This is a genomic window from Micromonospora sp. WMMD1128, assembly GCF_027497235.1.
Taxonomy (GTDB): domain Bacteria; phylum Actinomycetota; class Actinomycetes; order Mycobacteriales; family Micromonosporaceae; genus Micromonospora.
This window is the reverse complement of record NZ_CP114902.1, coordinates 5,582,937-5,600,434: the sequence shown is the minus strand read 5'-3', so window position 1 is coordinate 5,600,434 and position 17,498 is coordinate 5,582,937. Positions and strand designations below refer to the sequence as shown.

16 protein-coding genes and 1 tRNA gene are annotated in these 17,498 nt (G+C 71.4%); 13 read left to right on the top strand and 4 right to left on the bottom strand.

Annotated elements, in window-relative coordinates; all coding sequences use genetic code 11:
• The first annotated feature begins 6 nt into the window (after nt 1-6).
• The 8 genes from O7602_RS24990 (at nt 7) to O7602_RS24955 (ending at nt 7,614) form a co-directional block, all read left to right on the top strand.
• A tRNA-Gln gene (locus tag O7602_RS24990) sits at nt 7-78 on the top strand.
• Nucleotides 79-251: 173 nt separating this feature from the next.
• Nucleotides 252-1,658: a bifunctional UDP-N-acetylglucosamine diphosphorylase/glucosamine-1-phosphate N-acetyltransferase GlmU gene (glmU, locus tag O7602_RS24985; protein WP_281590514.1), complete on the top strand. Its 1,407-nt coding sequence runs from the start codon at nt 252-254 to the stop codon at nt 1,656-1,658.
• Between the two features lie 116 nt (nt 1,659-1,774).
• Nucleotides 1,775-2,755 carry a ribose-phosphate diphosphokinase gene (locus O7602_RS24980; RefSeq protein ID WP_281585047.1) on the top strand — a complete coding sequence of 327 codons (981 nt, stop codon included), beginning with the start codon at nt 1,775-1,777 and terminating at the stop codon, nt 2,753-2,755.
• 283 nt (nt 2,756-3,038) lie between these two features.
• Entirely contained in the window at nt 3,039-3,734 is a 696-nt protein-coding gene (locus tag O7602_RS24975; RefSeq protein ID WP_281585046.1) for a 50S ribosomal protein L25/general stress protein Ctc, read from the top strand.
• A 92-nt stretch (nt 3,735-3,826) separates the two neighbouring features.
• The gene (gene pth / locus O7602_RS24970; protein WP_281585045.1) at nt 3,827-4,417 is read left to right on the top strand and encodes an aminoacyl-tRNA hydrolase; all 591 of its coding nucleotides are present in this window, start codon (nt 3,827-3,829) and stop codon (nt 4,415-4,417) included.
• Between the two features lie 76 nt (nt 4,418-4,493).
• Nucleotides 4,494-5,318: an inositol monophosphatase family protein gene (locus O7602_RS24965; RefSeq protein ID WP_281585044.1), complete on the top strand. Its 825-nt coding sequence runs from the start codon at nt 4,494-4,496 to the stop codon at nt 5,316-5,318.
• Nucleotides 5,319-5,398: 80 nt separating this feature from the next.
• Nucleotides 5,399-6,310, top strand: coding sequence for a sulfate adenylyltransferase subunit CysD (gene cysD / locus O7602_RS24960; RefSeq protein WP_281585043.1), 912 nt, complete (start codon nt 5,399-5,401; stop codon nt 6,308-6,310).
• Nucleotides 6,310-7,614, top strand: coding sequence for a GTP-binding protein (locus tag O7602_RS24955; protein ID WP_281585042.1), 1,305 nt, complete (start codon nt 6,310-6,312; stop codon nt 7,612-7,614). The genes cysD and O7602_RS24955 overlap by 1 nt, the downstream gene beginning before the upstream one ends.
• Before the next feature lie 58 nt (nt 7,615-7,672).
• Here the strand turns inward: O7602_RS24955 and galK are convergent, their stop codons facing one another.
• On the bottom strand, nt 7,673-8,830 hold the full coding sequence (gene galK, locus O7602_RS24950; RefSeq protein ID WP_281585041.1) for a galactokinase: 1,158 nt from the start codon (nt 8,828-8,830) through the stop codon (nt 7,673-7,675).
• Nucleotides 8,827-9,759, bottom strand: a complete 933-nt coding sequence (gene galE, locus O7602_RS24945) for a UDP-glucose 4-epimerase GalE (RefSeq protein ID WP_281590512.1) — start codon at nt 9,757-9,759, stop codon at nt 8,827-8,829. The genes galK and galE overlap by 4 nt, the downstream gene beginning before the upstream one ends.
• Before the next feature lie 228 nt (nt 9,760-9,987).
• Between galE and O7602_RS24940 the strand changes: the two genes are divergently transcribed.
• The 5 genes from O7602_RS24940 to O7602_RS24920 all read left to right on the top strand — a co-directional run bounded on the left by O7602_RS24940 (nt 9,988) and on the right by O7602_RS24920 (nt 14,204).
• Entirely contained in the window at nt 9,988-11,004 is a 1,017-nt protein-coding gene (locus O7602_RS24940) for a hemolysin family protein (RefSeq protein WP_281585040.1), read from the top strand.
• 33 nt (nt 11,005-11,037) lie between these two features.
• Complete coding sequence (trpS, locus tag O7602_RS24935; protein ID WP_281585039.1) at nt 11,038-12,063, top strand: tryptophan--tRNA ligase; 1,026 nt, start codon at nt 11,038-11,040, stop codon at nt 12,061-12,063.
• A gap of 35 nt (nt 12,064-12,098) precedes the next feature.
• Nucleotides 12,099-12,674: a 2'-5' RNA ligase family protein gene (locus tag O7602_RS24930; RefSeq protein WP_281590510.1), complete on the top strand. Its 576-nt coding sequence runs from the start codon at nt 12,099-12,101 to the stop codon at nt 12,672-12,674.
• A 56-nt stretch (nt 12,675-12,730) separates the two neighbouring features.
• A complete protein-coding gene (locus O7602_RS24925; RefSeq protein ID WP_281585038.1) occupies nt 12,731-13,672 on the top strand; it encodes a YhjD/YihY/BrkB family envelope integrity protein in 942 nt (313 codons plus the stop codon).
• A gap of 88 nt (nt 13,673-13,760) precedes the next feature.
• Nucleotides 13,761-14,204: a hypothetical protein gene (locus O7602_RS24920; RefSeq protein WP_281585037.1), complete on the top strand. Its 444-nt coding sequence runs from the start codon at nt 13,761-13,763 to the stop codon at nt 14,202-14,204.
• A 151-nt stretch (nt 14,205-14,355) separates the two neighbouring features.
• Here the strand turns inward: O7602_RS24920 and O7602_RS24915 are convergent, their stop codons facing one another.
• Entirely contained in the window at nt 14,356-15,990 is a 1,635-nt protein-coding gene (locus O7602_RS24915) for a glycoside hydrolase family 13 protein (RefSeq protein ID WP_281585036.1), read from the bottom strand.
• A 271-nt stretch (nt 15,991-16,261) separates the two neighbouring features.
• Complete coding sequence (locus O7602_RS24910; RefSeq protein WP_281585035.1) at nt 16,262-17,332, bottom strand: LacI family DNA-binding transcriptional regulator; 1,071 nt, start codon at nt 17,330-17,332, stop codon at nt 16,262-16,264.
• Nucleotides 17,333-17,498 lie beyond the last annotated feature (166 nt).

Below are 17,498 nucleotides of genomic sequence, written 5' to 3'. Positions count from 1 at the left end.
TGGCAATGGGGTGTGGGGTAACGGCAACCCGCAGGCCTTTGGAGCCTTGAGCTCCTGGTTCGAATCCAGGCACCCCAGCTCACTCGCCGAATTCACCCCGGGTGGACGGCGTTTGTGCGGCCGGATGCGAATTGGGGCGAGTCGCGTGGTTAGCATGACCGCGAGACTGTCGCCATACCGACGGGAGCCACGTCGTGCCCCAGCCCCACCTCCGCACCGTTGTCGTGCTCGCCGCCGGTGAGGGCAAGCGGATGAAGTCGTCCGTGCCCAAGGTGCTGCACCCCCTTCTCGGCCGTACCCTGCTCGGTCACGTGCTGGCCGCCGCCGGGCCGTTGGGCGCGGACCACACGATGGTGGTGGTCGGCCACGGCGCCGACCAGGTGCGGGCACACCTCGCCGAGGTCGCCCCGACGGCCGTCCCGGTGCTCCAGGAGCGTCAGCTCGGCACCGGGCACGCGGTCCGGATCGCGTTGGACGCGGCGCCGGACGCGACGGGCACCGTCGTGGTGATCAACGGAGACGTGCCGTTGCTGCGTCCGGAGACGGTCGAGGCCCTGGTCGAGGCGCACGAGGGGGGCGCGGCGGCGGCGACCGTGCTGGCCGCCGAGGTCCCGGACCCGGCCGGTCTGGGGCGGATCGTGCGGGACGCGCACGGGCGGTTCGAGCAGATCGTCGAGGAGCGCGACGCCACGCCCGCGCAGCGCGCGCTGCGGGAGATCAACGCGGGCATCTACGCGTTCGACGTGGCCCGGCTGCGGGAGGCGCTGGGCAAGCTCTCCACCGACAACGATCAGGGCGAGGAATACCTGACCGACGTGTTCGCCCTGCTCCGGGACGCGGGCGAGCCGGTGGTGGTGCACTGCGCGCCCGACCACGTGGAGACGCTCGGCTGCAACGACCGGGTGGAGCTGGCCGGGCTGCGCCAGTTGTTGCGCGACCGGGTCAACGAGGGCTGGATGCGCACCGGGGTGAGCATTCTCGACCCGCACACCACCTGGATCGACGTGACGGTCACCGTGGAGCGGGACGCCGTGATCGACCAGAACACCCAGTTGCAGGGCGCCACGGTGGTCGGCGCGGGCGCGCTCGTGGGCCCGGACACCACGCTTGTCGACACCGTGGTGGGCGAGGACGCGAGGGTGGTACGCAGCCACGCGGTGGGCGCCGAGGTCGGCCCGCAGGCGAGCGTCGGGCCGTACGCGTACCTGCGGCCGGAGTCGCGGCTGGCCCGCAAGGCGAAGGTCGGCACGTTCGTGGAGACCAAGAAGGCGTCGATCGGGGAGGGTTCGAAGGTGCCCCACCTGTCGTACGTGGGGGACGCGACGATCGGTGATCACAGCAACATCGGCGCGGCCACGGTCTTCGTCAACTACGACGGGGTGCGCAAGCACCACACCACGATCGGCAGTCACGCGCGCACCGGGGCGGACAACATGTTCGTGGCTCCGGTGCGGGTGGGTGACGGCGCGTACACCGCGGCCGGCTCGGTGATCGTCGCGGACGTGCCGGCGGGCGCGATGGCGGTGGCGCGGGGCCAGCAGCGCAACGTGGAGGGCTGGGTACTGCGCAAGCGGCCCGATTCGGCGGCTGCGGAGGCGGCGCGTCGGTCCGGTGAGGGTGCGTCGGAGCCGGGCGGCGCGGCAAGCGAAGGTGACTGAATCCACGGGGACGGCCGGGCCGTGGGTGGACCGGTGAACCCGGGGGATACTGCAACCGAACAGTCCCCGGCTCCACCGCCGCCGGGCACCACCGACACACGGGAGCAGACGGGCCCATGGGCAGCATCGTCGCCGAGAACCGCAAGAGCCTGATGCTCTTTTCCGGGAGGGGTTTTCCGGAGCTGGCCAAGGAGATCGGTGAGGTGCTCGGCGTCGCGCCGACGCCCACCGACGCGTACGAGTTCGCCAACGGTGAGATCTTCGTACGGTTCAAGGACTCGGTGCGTGGGTCGGACGCCTTCGTGGTGCAGTCCGTGACGCACGGGGTGAACACCTGGGTCATGGAGACCCTGATCATGGTCGACGCGCTGAAGCGTGGTTCGGCCAAGCGGATCACCGTGGTGTTGCCGTTCTACCCGTACTCCCGGCAGGACAAGAAGCATCGCGGCCGGGAGCCGATCTCGGCGCGGTTGGTGGCCGACCTGTTGAAGACCGCGGGCGCGAACCGGATCCTCACCGTCGACCTGCACACCGCGCAGATCCAGGGCTTCTTCGACGGGCCGGTGGACCACCTGTTCGCGATGGACATCCTGGCCGAGTACGTCGAGCACCGCTATGCGGGTCGGCCGATGACGGTGGTGGCGCCGGACTCGGGTCGGGTGCGGGTGGCCGAGCGTTGGACGGACCGGCTGGGTGGCTGCCCGTTGGCGTTCATCCACAAGACGCGTGACCCGATGAAGCCGAACCAGGTGGTGGCGAACCGCGTGGTCGGTGAGGTCGAGGGCCGGGTGTGCCTGATCGTGGACGACATGATCGACACCGGTGGCACGATCTCCAAGGCGGCCGACATCCTGAAGGAGTCGGGGGCGGCGGAGATCGTGGTCGCGTCGACCCACGCGTTGTTGTCGGATCCGGCGACCGAGCGGTTGAAGAACAGCCCGATCAGCGAGGTCGTGGTGACGAACACGCTGCCGTTGCCGCCGGAGAAGCAGCTCGACAAGTTGACTGTGCTGTCGATCGCCCCGCTGCTGGCCCGGGCGATCCGGGAGGTCTTCGACGACGGTTCGGTGACCACCCTCTTCGGTGGTCTGAGCTGATCGTCGGGTTCGGCCGCCGGTGTCGTCCGGCGGCCGGGCCGTGGCCCGGCGCGCCGGACGGGACGGTGATACGGGGACTGCCGGAGAGCCCGGAATCCGCTCGGGTAGACTGGTCCGGTTGCCACGGCGAGGGTGCCCGGCGGGCTGCTGAATAGCACCGCGCGGAGGCGCCGTCATCGACGCGGTGCTCCGGGCGGTCGTTCATGACCTTGAGCCCCAGCGAGCCCCTCGCCCAGCACCGCCAGACGACAAGCCGCCGCAGCGAAGCATCAGGAGTTTCCCCGTGTCCGAGGTAAAGATCAGCGCCGAGCCCCGCACCGAGTTCGGCAAGGGTGGTGCCCGTCGTACCCGCCGGGCCGGCAAGGTGCCAGCCGTGCTGTACGGCCACGGCGAGAAGCCCACGCACATCGCGTTGCCGGCGCGGGAGTTCGCCGCGGCGATCCGCAAGGGCGGCGCGAACCAGCTCTTCGCGATCGAGGTCAGCGACGGCACCCAGGTGCTGGCGTTGCCGAAGGCGATCCAGCGTGACCCGATCCGGGACTCCTTCGAGCACGTGGACCTGCTCCTGGTCCGCCGGGGCGAGAAGGTCACCGTCGAGGTTCCGGTCCAGCTGACCGGTGAGGCCGCGCGGGACACCCTGATCGTGCACGACCACGACACCCTGTCGGTGACCGCCGACGCGACCAAGGTGCCGGACCACCTGGAGGCGTCGATCGACGGTGCCGAGGCGGGCACCGTGGTCACCGCCGGCGATGTCGAGCTGCCGACCGGTGTCGAGCTGGCCGTGGACGCGGAGCTGCCGGTCGCCTCGGTGACCGCCGCCCCGACCGCCGAGCAGCTTGAGGCCACCCTCCCGGAGGTCGAGGAGGCCACCGAGGAGGCCGAGGCCGGCGCCGGCGAGGAGACCGCCGAGGCTCCGGAGGGCGCTCCGGCCGCCGAGGGCGAAGAGGCTCCGGCCGAGGCGAAGACCGGGGCCTGACCGGTCCGCAGGCTGTGCGACAGGCGTCCCCGGGGGTCCGGGGGCGCCTGTCGGCGTATCGGGGCGGGTAGCGAGCGGGAAGGGGCGTCGGGGTGACGGACGAGGCGGGGCCGTGGCTGGTGGTCGGCCTGGGAAACCCCGGTCGGGAGTACGCGAACAACAGGCACAACGTCGGGTTCATGGTGGCCGACCTGTTGGCCGCCCGGGTGGGCGCGAAGTTCGGCCGGCACCGGCGGGCGGTGGCCGAGGCCGCCGAGGGGCGGCTGGGGTTCGGCGGCCCGAAGTTGGTGCTGGTGAAGCCGCTTACCTACATGAACCTCTCCGGTGGCCCGGTCGCCGGCCTGGCCCAGTTCCACAAGATCCCGCCGGGCCGGGTGATCGCGGTGCACGACGAGCTGGACATCCCGTACGGGCAGGTGCGGGTGAAGTGTGGTGGGGGCGAGGGCGGCCACAACGGCCTGCGGTCGATGTCGAAGTCCCTCGGCACGAAGGACTACGTGCGGGTCCGTTTCGGGGTCGGGCGGCCGCCGGGTCGGCAGGATCCGGCGGACTTCGTACTCTCGGATTTTTCCTCGGCCGAGCGCAAGGAGCTGGAGTTCCTGGTGGATCGCGCGGCGGACGTGGTGGAGTCGGTGGTCACCAAGGGTGTGGAGCCGACGCAGAACCTGTACCACGGGGCCTGACCGGCGTCTCCGGAGCCGGCCGGTAGTCTGCGCCTGCGCGAGGTGAGCGAAGGCCGGCGAGAGGAGCGGTGACACCATGGGCAGTCCTCCGGTGATCGACGGCGCGTTCGCCCGCTGGCTGGCGTCGCGGGCCGGGCAGGCGTTGGTGGACCTGCGCGCGGAGGTGGGCTTCGGGGACGCGGAGGCGTTGCGATCGGCCGGGGACAAGGTCTCGCACGACCTGATCCGGACCGAGTTGGCGAAGTGGCGCCCGGCGGACGCGGTGCTGTCGGAGGAGGACGCGGGCTCGCGGGTGGCCGGGGCGGGCGGCGAGGCGGCGGCCCGACTGGCCGCGGACCGGGTGTGGATCGTCGATCCGTTGGACGGCACCCGGGAGTACGCCGAGGAGGGGCGCGCGGACTGGGCGGTGCACGTGGCGCTCTGGTCGCGGCGGGCGCCCACGCCGCACGGCCTGGTGGCGGGCGCGGTGGGCCTGCCGGCGCAGCACCGGGTGGTGGGCACGGACTACCCGCCTGCGTACCCGCCGATGCCCGTGGAGTCGAGGTCGGCGGGCGGCGTGCGGACCATCCGGTTGGCGGCCAGTCGTAGCCGTCCGCCGGTTTTCCTGACCGATCTGGCAGAGGACGTCGGCGCTCATCTGGTTCCGATGGGCTCGGCGGGCGCGAAGATCGCCGCCGTGGTCACCGGTGAGGTCGACGCGTACATCCACGCGGGCGGCCAGTACGAGTGGGACTCCGCCGCTCCGGTCGCTGTGGCGACGGCCACCGGACTGCATGCTTCCCGGATCGACGGTTCTGCGCTGAAATACAACGAGGCCGACCCGCGCCTACCGGATCTGCTGGTCTGCCGCAAGGATCTCGCGAGTCGGTTGCTTGCAGCGTTGCAGCGGCATTCCGGGTAACCTGAGCGTTCTTCTTCACGACTCCGACCGGAAAGGTCTGGATTCCCGATGTACGGTTCCGAGCGAATCGAGTTCGTGTCATGACGGCCCCCGCCGCGTACCAGGTGTCGCAGCTCGACGAGTTGGAGGCGGAGAGCATCTTCGTGATGCGTGAGGTGGTCGCGGAGATGGAGCGGCCGGTGTTGCTGTTCTCCGGTGGTAAGGACTCGATCGTGATGTTGCGGTTGGCCCAGAAGGCGTTCGCCCCGGCCAACATCCCGTTCCCGGTGATGCACGTGGACACGGGGCACAACTTCCCCGAGGTGCTCGACTACCGGGACCAGCGGGTGGCCGAGTTGGGGTTGCAGTTGATCGTGGCGAGTGTGCCGGAGGCGTTGACCAAGGGCCTGGTCCGTGAGGCGGCGGACGGTACGCGGAACCGGATCCAGACGCCGGTGTTGTTGGACGCGGTGGAGAAGCATCGGTTCGACGCGCTCTTCGGTGGCGCCCGGCGGGATGAGGAGAAGGCGCGGGCGAAGGAGCGGGTGTTCAGTTTCCGGGATGAGTTCGGGCAGTGGGATCCGAAGAACCAGCGTCCGGAGTTGTGGTCGTTGTACAACGGGCGGCATCATCCGGGTGAGTCGATTCGGGTGTTCCCGTTGTCCAACTGGACGGAGTTGGACGTCTGGCACTACATCGCCCGGGAGGGGATTCCGCTGCCGTCGATCTACTTCGCGCATGAGCGGGAGGTCATCGAGCGGGATGGGATGTTCTACGCGGTGAACGAGTTTTTCCGGGCCCGCGCCGGTGAGCAGCCGTTCACCGCCCAGGTGCGGTACCGGACGGTGGGTGACGCGTCCTGCACGGCGGCGGTCCGCTCGGACGCGGACACGGTGGAGAAGGTGATCGAGGAGGTGGCCGCGACGCGGATCACCGAGCGGGGTGCGACCCGGGGTGATGATCGGGTCAGTGAGGCCGCCATGGAGGACCGCAAGCGAGAGGGCTACTTCTGATGAGCGTCGACACCCTGGCCCCGGCCGACGGTGAGACCGCCGCGCGGCCGATGGACCTGCTGCGGTTCGCGACCGCCGGGAGCGTCGATGATGGTAAGTCGACGTTGATCGGTCGGTTGTTGTATGACACGAAGTCGTTGTTCAGTGACCAGTTGGCGGCGGTGGAGGCGGTCAGCGCGGCGCGGGGCGACGAGTACACGAATTTGGCGTTGCTGACCGACGGCTTGCGGGCGGAGCGGGAGCAGGGCATCACGATCGATGTGGCGTACCGGTACTTCGCCACGCCGCGGCGGAAGTTCATCATCGCCGACACGCCGGGGCATATTCAGTACACGCGGAACATGGTGACCGGGGCGTCGACGGCGGATTTGGCGTTGATCCTGGTGGACGCCCGTAAGGGTCTGGTGGAGCAGTCCCGGCGGCATGCGTTCCTGTGCTCGCTGTTGCGGGTGCCGCACCTGGTGTTGTGTGTCAACAAGATGGACCTGGTCGACTGGTCGCAGGAGGTGTTCGAGCGGATCGCCGACGAGTTCACCGCGTTCGCCGCGAAACTCGACGCCCCCGACCTCGCGGTGATCCCGGTGTCGGCGCTGCAAGGCGACAACGTCGCCACCCGCTCCGACAACATGCCCTGGTACGAAGGGCCGTCGCTGCTGCACCACCTGGAACACGTCCACATCGCCTCCGACCGCAACCTCGTCGACGTCCGCTTCCCGGTGCAGTACGTGATCCGCCCGCAGTCCACCACCGTCACCGACTACCGCGGCTACGCCGGTCAGGTCGCCTCCGGCGTCCTCAAACCCGGCGACGAGGTGATGGTCCTGCCGTCCGGGTTCACCAGCCGCATCACCGCCGTCGAAACCGCCGACGGCCCCGTCGACGAGGCGTTCCCCCCGATGTCAGTCACCGTCCGCCTCACCGACGAGATCGACATCTCCCGCGGCGACATGATCTGCCGACCCAACAACGCCCCCATGGTCGCCCAGGACATCGAAGCGATGATCTGCTGGATGGACGAAACCCGCCCCCTCCACGTCGGCGGCAGATACGCCATCAAACACACCACCCGCACCGCACGGGCGATCGTCCGCGACCTGCACTACCGCCTCGACATCAACTCCCTGCACCGCGACGAAACCGCCACCGACCTGAAACTCAACGAAATCGGCCGGATCCGACTCCGCACCACCGTTCCGTTACTCGCCGACGAATACCGCCGCAACCGCACCACCGGCGGCTTCATCATCATCGACGAAACCACCAACCGCACCGTCGCCGCCGGCATGATCGTCGAAGGCGGCTGAGGTTTTTTGATAGGCGGGGGCCCTTCTTAACACACGGGTGTTAAGAAGGGCCCCCGCCTTACAACCGGGTGACGCCGCCGGCGGGGAGGACGGTCAGGGTGCCGGGGGCGGGGAAGCCGCGCTCGGCGTACGCGGTCCGGACGGCGGTGGCCACCGTGTCGGCGGCGTCCGCGTCGACCAGGGCGAGCACGCAGCCGCCGAAACCGCCGCCGGTCATCCGCGCGCCGTACGCCCCGGCGTGCAGCGCCGCCTCGACCGCGACGTCGATCTCCGGGACGGTGATCTCGAAGTCGTCGCGCATCGAAGCGTGGGAGGCGGTCAGCAGCGGCCCGGCCTCGCGGACCCGGTCGGCGCGGAGCAACGCGACGGTGTCGAGCACCCGCTGGTTCTCGGTGACCACGTGCCGGACCCGGCGACGGGTCTCGTCGTCGTCGAGGCGGGCCAGCGCCGCGTCGAGGTCGGCGGTGGGCACGTCGCGCAGGGCGGCCACTCCGAGTGTCGCGGCGGCTCGTTCGCAGCTCTTCCGCCGGGCGGCGTACTCCCCGTCGGCGTGCCGGTGCGGCGCGCGCGAGTCGACGACAAGCACGGCCAGCCCGGCGGCGTCCAGGTCGAACGGGATCTGCTCGATCTCCTCGGTGCGGCAGTCGAGGAAGAGGGCGTGCCCCTCCCGGCCCCGGATGACCGCGGACTGGTCCATGATCCCGGTCGGCGCGCCGACGTAGTCGTTCTCGGCGCGCTGGGCGAGCCGGGGCCACCGCTCGGCGGGCAGGTCCAGCCCGCCGAGGTCGACCAGGGCGGCCAGCACCGCCGACTCGATGGCGGCCGACGAGGAGAGCCCGGAGCCGACCGGAACGTCGGAGGCGACGGCGAGCCGCGCGCCCGGTACGTCGAGGCCGGCGGCGCGCAGCGCCCAGACCACGCCGGCCACGTAGGCGGCCCAGCCCTCGACCCGGCCGGGCTCGTCGGCCGCCTCGGCGTCGAACTCCACCGGCTCGTCGTCCAGCTCCGACCAGACCGTCCAGCGCCCGTCCGGGCCGGGTGCCGCGGCGACGACGGTACGCAGCGGAAGCGCGAAGGGCAGTACGAAGCCGTCGTTGTAGTCGGTGTGCTCGCCGATCAGGTTGACCCGCCCGGGAGCCGCCCAGCGGCCGGCCGGCTCGCTGGCGTACCGCTGCCGGAAGCCGGCGGTGGCGCGGACGGCGACGTCGCCGCTCATGGGCGTGCGCCCGCGATGTGTTCGCGGTAGAACGCCCAGGCGTCGCCGACCATGTCCTGGAGGGTCGGCTTCGCCGGCACCCAGCCCAGCTCGTCGCGGGCCAGCGCGGACGAGGCGACCAGTTCGGCGGGGTCGCCCTCGCGGCGCGGCGCCACCTCGACCGGCAGCGGGTGCCCGGTGATCTCGCGGACCACGTCGACGACCTGGCGGTTGGTGAAGCCGTTGCCGTTGCCCAGGTTGTAGATCCGGTGGCGGCCCGGCGTGGCCGCGTCGAGCGCGAGCAGGTGGGCGCGGGCCAGGTCCTCGACGTGGATGTAGTCGCGGACGCAGGTGCCGTCGACGGTGGGGTAGTCGTCGCCGAAGAGTTGGAGCTTCTCGCGCCGGCCGGCGGCCACGTCGAGCGCGATCGGGATGAGGTGCGTCTCCGGGTCGTGCCGTTCGCCGATGGCCTGCCCGTCGCGCAGGTAGGCCCCGGCGACGTTGAAGTAGCGCAGCGAGACGGCACCCAGCTCGTGCGCGATCGCCTCGGAGGTGAGCGCCATGTCGACGGCCAGCTTCGTCGCCCCGTAGGTGTTGGTGGGGGCTTTGACAGCGGTTTCCGGGATGGGCAGCTCGGTGGGGTTGCCGTAGACGGCGGCGGTGGAGGAGAAGACCATCCGCGGGACCCGGGCGGCGCGGACCGCGTCGAGCAGGGCGAGCGAGCCGACGGTGTTGGTGTCCCAGTAGAGCTCCGGGTGGATCATCGACTCACCGGCGGCGATCAGGGCGGCGAAGTGGAGCACGCCGTCGAACCCGGCGTCGGGGGTGAGCACCCGGGCGGCCTCGTGCACGGGCAGGTCGACGTGGGTCGCCTCGGGGGCGAGCGCCTCGCGGTGGCCGGTGCGCAGGTCGTCCAGCACCGTCACCTGGTGGCCGTGGTCGAGCAGCATCCGGGTCACCACGCTGCCGATGTAGCCGGCGCCGCCGGTGACGAGCAGTTTCACGTCGGGTCCTCCTGCCTGGCCGCGTCCGTGTCGGCCGTCCGTGATCACCCTACGGCCGGGACGCCTGGGACGGCGGTCGAGTGCGCGTCACTTCATTCCACCACAAACCATCAGGGCCGAACAGATCCGAACATCGGGGCGGGTCGTCGGCGGTCGATGTCTACCATGCTTGTCATGCGGGAAGCGGGTGGTCCCGGGCCCCGGCGACGACCGCCGGGGCGGCCCCGACGCGAACCCGGTCCGCTGGCCCGGGCCGTGGCCCGCCTGGTGGTGCGGGCCGCCGACGGCGCCACCCGCCTGGTCACCGGCCTGCTCGGGGCGAGTCCGACCGCCGGGCGGGAACGGATCAGCGAGGCCGAGCTGCGCGACCTGGTCGCGGCGAACACCGTGCTCGACCCGGACGAGCGGCGGATCATCGACGAGGTGCTGGCGGCCGGCGCGCGGCTGGTACGCGAGGTGATGGTGCCTCGCACCGAGGTCGTCTTCCTCTCCGCCGGGCACTCCATGGCGCAGGCGCAGCGGCTGGTCCGGGACGACCCGCACACCCGCTACCCGGTGGTGGACGGCACCCCTGACGATGTCATCGGCCTGGTGCACCTGCGGGACGTGTTGCTGCACCCGGAGCCGGCCGGCACGGTCGCCGTCGGTGAGCTGATCCGCGAGGTGAAACGGCTGCCGGGCAGCAAACGGGTGCTCGCCGCGCTCACCGAGATGCGCCGGGAGGGGCACCACCTGGCCGTGGTGGTCGACGAGTACGGCGGCACCGCCGGCATCGTCACCTGCGAGGACCTGGTCGAGGAGTTGGTCGGGGAGATCTACGACGAGGGTCACGCCCCGCCCGGGACGGAGCCCGCGGGTCTGCCCGCCGTGGTCGACGGCCGGCTCAACCTGGTCGACTTCGCCGAGCGCACCGGCGTGCCGCTGCCCGCCGGCCCGTACGAGACGGTCGGCGGGTACGTGATGGCCGCGCTGGGCCGGCTGCCGGTGACCGGCGACGAGGTGCCGGTGGCGGTCGACCCGACGGGCGGATCGGACGTCACCGATCCGGAGGGCTTTCTGCTGCGGGTGCTGGCGCTCGACGGTCGGCGGGTGTCCCGCCTGGCGGTCTCCACGCTGCGGCTGCCCGAGCCCCGACGCGAGGTCAGCGGCCCGCTCCCGCCCGTACCCGTCCGACCCGCCGGCCCGTCATGACGGATCCCGGGGCTTGCTGACAGAATTGCCGCCATGTCCGACGTACCCGTCCGCCCACGCGTCTTCTCCGGCATCCAGCCGACCGCCGACTCGTTCCACCTCGGCAACTATCTGGGCGCGCTGCGGCACTGGGTGGCGTTGCAGGACAGCCACGACGCGTTCTACTGCGTGGTGGACCTGCACGCGATCACCGCCGGGCACGACCCCGAGGTGCTGAAGCGGCGCAGCCGGGTGGCCGCCGCGCAGCTCTTCGCGCTGGGCCTCGACCCGGAACGCAGCACGCTGTTCGTCCAGTCGCAGGTGCCCGAGCACCCGCAGCTGACCTGGGTGCTCGGCTGCATCACCGGGTTCGGCGAGGCCAGCCGGATGACCCAGTTCAAGGACAAGTCGCAGAAGCAGGGCAGCGAGCGGGCAAGTGTCGGCCTGTTCACGTACCCGATCCTCCAGGCCGCCGACATCCTGCTCTACCAGGCGCACGCGGTGCCGGTCGGCGAGGACCAGCGCCAGCACCTGGAGCTCTCCCGGGACCTGGCGCAGCGGTTCAACTCGCTGTTCGGTCAGACGTTCACGGTGCCGGCGCCGCACATCGTGAAGGACACCGCCAAGATCACTGACTTGCAGGACCCGACGGCCAAGATGTCGAAGTCGTCCTCCTCCCCGGCCGGCATCATCGACCTGCTGGAGGACCCGGCGCGGTCGGCCAAGAAAATCCGCTCGGCGGTCACCGACACCGGTCGCGAGATCGTCTTCGACGCGGTCGGGAAGCCCGGTGTCTCCAACCTGCTCACCATCTACTCCGCGCTCTCCGGCCGCAGCATGGACGACCTGGTCGCGGCGTACGACGGCAGGGGCTACGGCGACCTCAAGAAGGACCTCGCCGAGGTGGTGCGGGAGTTCGTCACCCCGGTCCAGGAGCGCACCAACGGCTACCTGGACGACCCGGCCCAGCTGGACAAGCTGCTCGCGCAGGGCGCGGAGAAGGCCCGGGCGGTGGCGGCCGACACGCTACGCACCGCGTACGAGCGGGTCGGCTTCTTCCCGCCGGTGCGGTTCGCGTAGCGGCCCGGGGTGGAGCGGAGACGGTGACGCAGGCGGTGGCCGGAGGGAGGGTACGCGACGTGGCGGGCAGTGACGCGGCGCCCAACAGCGAGGACACGATCCAGATCGGGATCGCGGTCGACATCCCCGAGCCGTGGGGCGGGCTGCTCACCCGCCGCCGGGTGGAGGCCGGCGACCCGCAGGCCGTCCCGGCCCACGTCACCCTGCTCGGGCCCACCGAGATACCGGTACGCGCGCTGCCCCCGGTCGAGGAACACCTGGCCCGGGTGGCCGCCGCCCACCTGCCGTTCACCCTGCACCTGCGCGGCACCGGCACGTTCCGGCCGGTCACCCAGGTGGTCTTCGTGACGGTGGCCGCCGGGATCAGCGAGTGCGAACTGCTCGCCTCCGCCATCAACTCGGCCCCCGAGCTGCGCCGCGAGACGCGTTTCCCCTACCACCCGCACGTGACGGTGGCCCAGGACGTGCCGCCCGAGGTGCTCGACAAGGCGTACGAGGACCTGGCCGACTTCTCCGCGCTGTTCGAGGTGGAGGCGTTCACGCTCTTCTCGCACAGCGGGGCGACCCGGTGGCAGCCCCGCCGCGACTTCCGGCTCGGCGGCGGGCGCTGAACACCCGACCGGCCGGGCCTCCTCCGCCGGGGGCGGTGATCGGCGAGGATGACGGGGTGAACGTCTTCGGCCGGATCGAGGCGGCGGCGGGGCGCCGGATCGACGCGGCCCGCGGTCGCTCACCGGTCTTCGACCACCTCTGGCAGGCCGGGACGCTCTACGCCGACCTGCTCGCCGGTCGGCTCGCCGCCGCCATCGCCTACTACGGCTTCTTCGCCGTGTTCGCGCTCGCGCTCGTCGCGTACTGGATCTTCGGCGCGGTGCTGCGGGACAACGAGGACGTCAGCCGCGCGGCGGCCGATTTCCTCCGGGAGAACCTGCCCTTCCTCGACCCGGCGCAGATCTCCGAGAGCAGCGGCACGGTGGGCGTGGTCGGCCTGGTCATCCTGGTTTTCACCGGGATCGGGTGGGTGGAGGCGATCCGCTCCTCGCAGCGGCTGATGTACGGCTTCAACCAGCAACCCGGCAACATCGTGGTGCGCCGCCTGGTCGATCTGGGTGTGCTTGTCGCGGTCTTCGTGCTGCTCTTCGTCTCGGTCGCCGCCGTCGACGCGCTGGAGTCGCTGCTGCGTTTCCTGCTGCGCAGCACCGGTTCGGTCGGCCTGACCACGGTCAGCGCGGCGCTGAGCGTGCTCGTCAACGCCGTGCTCGCCGCCGCGCTGCTGCTGGCCGTGCCCCGGCTGCGGATGAGCCGGCGGCGGTTACGTCCGGCGGTGCTGATGGTCGCGGTCGGGATCACCCTGCTCAACACCGTGGGGCGCTATTACGTGGTGCGCACCGAGCGGAACCCGGCGTACACGGTGGTGGCGACCGCCGTGGGCCTGCTGCTCTACCTCTACCTGCTCAACCAACTGGTGCTCTTCGGCGCGGCGCTCGCCGCCACCAGTCGGTACGGCCGGGTGGTCGACCTGGCCGAGGGCGGAGCGCGGGAGGTGGACGTGGAGGCGGACGTGCTCGACGAGGAGACCGATCCGGGCACCCCGGGTGGCGGGGGATGAGCACCGCGCGGCCGGGCGCGGTCGCCTGAGCGGGGAGAGTCGGGGGATTGCGCTCCCCGCGTGGGCGCGGAACGACGATGATGGGCGCGTGGGCGCACTCGTGACACTGGACCTGCCGGACGACTCGCCGATGCTGGGCCTGCCGTGGATCATCACGTTCGGCCCGCTCGCCGCCGAGGACGAGTGGGAGCCGGTGGTCTGCGGGCCGTACGAGCGTCCGCACGCGTTGGCGCTGGCCGAGGCGGTGGTGGCCGAGGAACAGTTGATGGCGGTGGTGGAGCCGCTGCTGCCGGCGCTGACGCCGGAGGAGATCCGCGGCGAGATCGCCGCCGCCCAGATCGCCGCCGCGGACGAGGCCGCCGAGATCGACCAGGCGGATCTCTACGGCGACTTCGAGGACGTCATCGACGACGAGTTGGAGTTGGCCGCCGAGCGTCAGCCGGAGCCGCAGCCGGCGAACCCGCCCGACTCCGACGAGGTCCGGGCCGGGTTCGCCCGGATCGCCGCGCTGCTCACCGCCAAGGGCGGCTGACCTCGGACACGGTCGAGCATGGACACCGGCCCCCGGGAGCGGACTCCCGGGGGCCGGCGCCACCTCACCCCCCACCACAAGGGGTCGGCAGCCCAGCCGCCCGTCGGCGCGGGGCACAACGGACGGCCAGGTCGATGGCGGGTTACCCGGCTCAACGCCGTTCGAACCACGCAGCCGCGTCCACCGGCAGGACGTGCCCGTCGCCCCGCTCGGTGAGGTCGGCGCTGGCGACGAGCGGCCGGCCGTGGCCGGCGACCGTCACGTCGGCGCCGCTGAGGTTGACCACACAGGTCAGGTCGGTGCCGCCGGCGGCGCGGCGGAACGCCAGCACCCCGGGCTCGGTCTCCAGCCAGGTGACGCCGCCCAGGTCGGCCAGCGCCGGGTGCGCACCCCGGATCCGCAACGCCGCCCGGTAGAGCTCAAGCGTCGAGCCGGCCACGTGGGTCTGGGCGGCCACCGAGAGGGCCCGCCAGGTCGCCGGGGCCGGCAGCCAGCTCAGCTCGCTGCCGTCCGGCCCGAAGCCGTACGGGGCCAGCTCGCCGCTCCACGGCATCGGCACCCGGCAGCCGTCCCGGCTCTCGCCGGTGCGCCGGAACGCCGGGTCCTGACGCAGCTCGTCGGGGATGTCCAGCACCTCCGGCAGGCCCAGTTCCTCGCCCTGGTAGACGTAGGCGCAGCCGGGCAGCGCGAACATCAGCAGCGCGGCGGCCCGGGCGCGGCGCAGGCCGACCTCGCCGTCGCCGTACCGGGTGACGTGGCGTTGCCGGTCGTGGTTGGAGAGCACCCAGGTGGTCGGCGCGCCGACGATCGTCGACTCGGCGAGCGCCGTGTCGATCACCTTGCGGAACGAGTCGGCCGACCAGGTGGCGTCGAGGAAGTCGAAGCTGAACGCCTGGTGCAGTTCGTCCGGGCCGATGTAGCGGGCCAGCCGCTGCGGCGTCTCGGCCCACGCCTCGGCGACCGCCATCCGGCCGCCCGGGTAGCTGTCCAGGATCGGCCGCCAGGAGCGGTAGATGTCGTGCACCTCGTCCTGGTCGAAGTAGGGGAGCCGGCCCTTGCCGAGCAGCTCCGACTGGCGCCGGCCAGTGGTCATCGAGCTGAAGCCGACGTCCGGCAGGCCCTCGGCCTTGATCATCCCGTGGGCCACGTCGATCCGGAAGCCGTCCACCCCGCGGTCGAGCCAGAACCGCAGGATGTCCTCGAACTCGGCCCGCACCTCGGGGTGACGCCAGTTCAGGTCGGGCTGGGCCGGGTCGAACAGGTGCAGGTACCACTGCCCGCCGGCCACGCGGGTCCAGGCCGGGCCGCCGAAGATGCTCTCCCAGTCGTTCGGGGGAAGCTCGCCCCGCTCGCCCTTGCCGTCGGCGAACAGGTAGCGCTCGCGTTCCGGCGAGCCCGGGCCGGCGGCGAGCGCCGCGGTGAACCACGGGTGCGCGCTCGAGGTGTGGTTGGGCACCAGGTCGGCGATGATCCGCAGGCCCAGGGCGTGGGCGTCGGTGATCATCTCGTCGAAGTCGGTCAGGTTGCCGAAGAGCGGGTCCACGTCGCGGTAGTCGGCCACGTCGTAGCCGGCGTCGACCTGCGGCGAGGTGTAGAAGGGGGTGAGCCAGAGCGCGTCCACGCCCAGGTCCCGCAGGTAGGGCAGGCGGTGCCGGATGCCCTGGAGATCACCGACGCCGTCGGAGTTCGCGTCGGCGAAGCTGCGGACGTAGACCTGGTAGACGACCGCGGTGCGCCACCAGTCGTCGTCGGAGGTCAGCGGCGTGGGTGCGGGGGCGGAGGTCATCGGCGGCGGTTCCCGTTCTGTGGTGGCGTGTCTGAGCAGAATGCCGCGCCTACGCTGCAAGAGTCAAGCATTCCTTGCGCAAGAAATGACTCCGATCACCTCCCGGCCGACGCGTTAACCCTCGGCGCGAGTCCCGCATCCCGAGACACCCCGCCACCCCGCACCCCACGCCATCCGCCGCGTGATCATGAAGTTGGCGGCGACCACCGTCCGAAATGTCGCCGCTAACTTCATGATCACCGACGCCGGGCGCCGGGGTGGGGGTGGGGGGTCAGGCGGGTATGGCCAGGGTGGGTGAGGTCGGGCGCTGGTGCCTGGGGGAGGTGGTGGGGCGGGCCACGGCGGTGGAGCCGCGTACCACGAGCTCGGGGCGGAACAGGTATTCCGAGTTCGGGGCGGGGTGGCCGTTGATCTCGTCGACCAGGGCCCGCACGGCCGCCACCGCCATGGCCGCGACCGGCTGGCGCACGGTGGTCAACGGCGGGTCGGTGAAGGCCATCAGCGGTGAGTCGTCGTACCCGACCACCGAGATGTCCCCGGGGACGGAGAGGTCGCGCTGGCGGGCCGCCCGGATCGCGCCGAGCGCCATCAGGTCCGAGCCGCAGACCAGGCCGGTCACCCCGCGCTCGATGAGCCGGCCGGCGGCGGCCTCGCCACCCTCCACACCGAACAGGGACAGCTCGGTCAGCTCGGTCAGGTCGTCGTCGGAGATGTCGGTGAGGCGCCGCATCGCGGCCTTGTAGCCGGCGACCTTGCGCTGCACCGGGACGAACCGGTCCGGGCCGGTGATCAGGCCGATCCGTCGGTGCCCCAGCGCGACCAGGTGGGCGACGGCCAGCTCGGCGGACTCCCGGTCGTCGCAGGAGACGAAGGGCGCGGGGATGCCCGGCGCGTATCCGTTGATCATGACGATCGGCAGCGGCCGGGCGATCAGCGTGCGGTACCGGTCGTGGTCCGCGGCGGTGTCGGCGTGCAGGCCGGAGACGAAGACGATGCCGGAGACCTGACGGTCCAGCAGCATCTCCACGTACTCGTCCTCGCGGACGCCGCCGGGGGTCTGCGTGCACAGCACCGGCGTGTAGCCGGTGGGGGCGAGGGCGGACTCGATGATCTGGGCGAACGCCGGGAAGATCGGGTTGTCCAACTCGGGCACGACCAGGCCGACCAGCCCGGCGCTGCGCTTGCGCAGCCGGGCCGGGCGCTCGTAGCCGAGCACGTCGAGGGCGGTGAGGACGGCCTGCCGGGTCTCCGGGGCCACTCCGGGGCGGTCGTTGAGCACCCGCGACACCGTGGCCTCGCTGACTTCGGCCTGTTGGGCGATGTCGGACAGTCGAGCGCGCATGGCCGCACTGTAGCTCAACGGCAAAGTCTTGCGTACGTCTCTGCAAGCCCTTCCATTCCATGCAACCTCTTGCTAACGTCCCCGCAACATGCGAGACCGGCGGCGCGGCATCCCCGCGCCGGTCAGCAAGAACTTTCAGAGATCTTCCACTGGCGGTAGCCCTTCC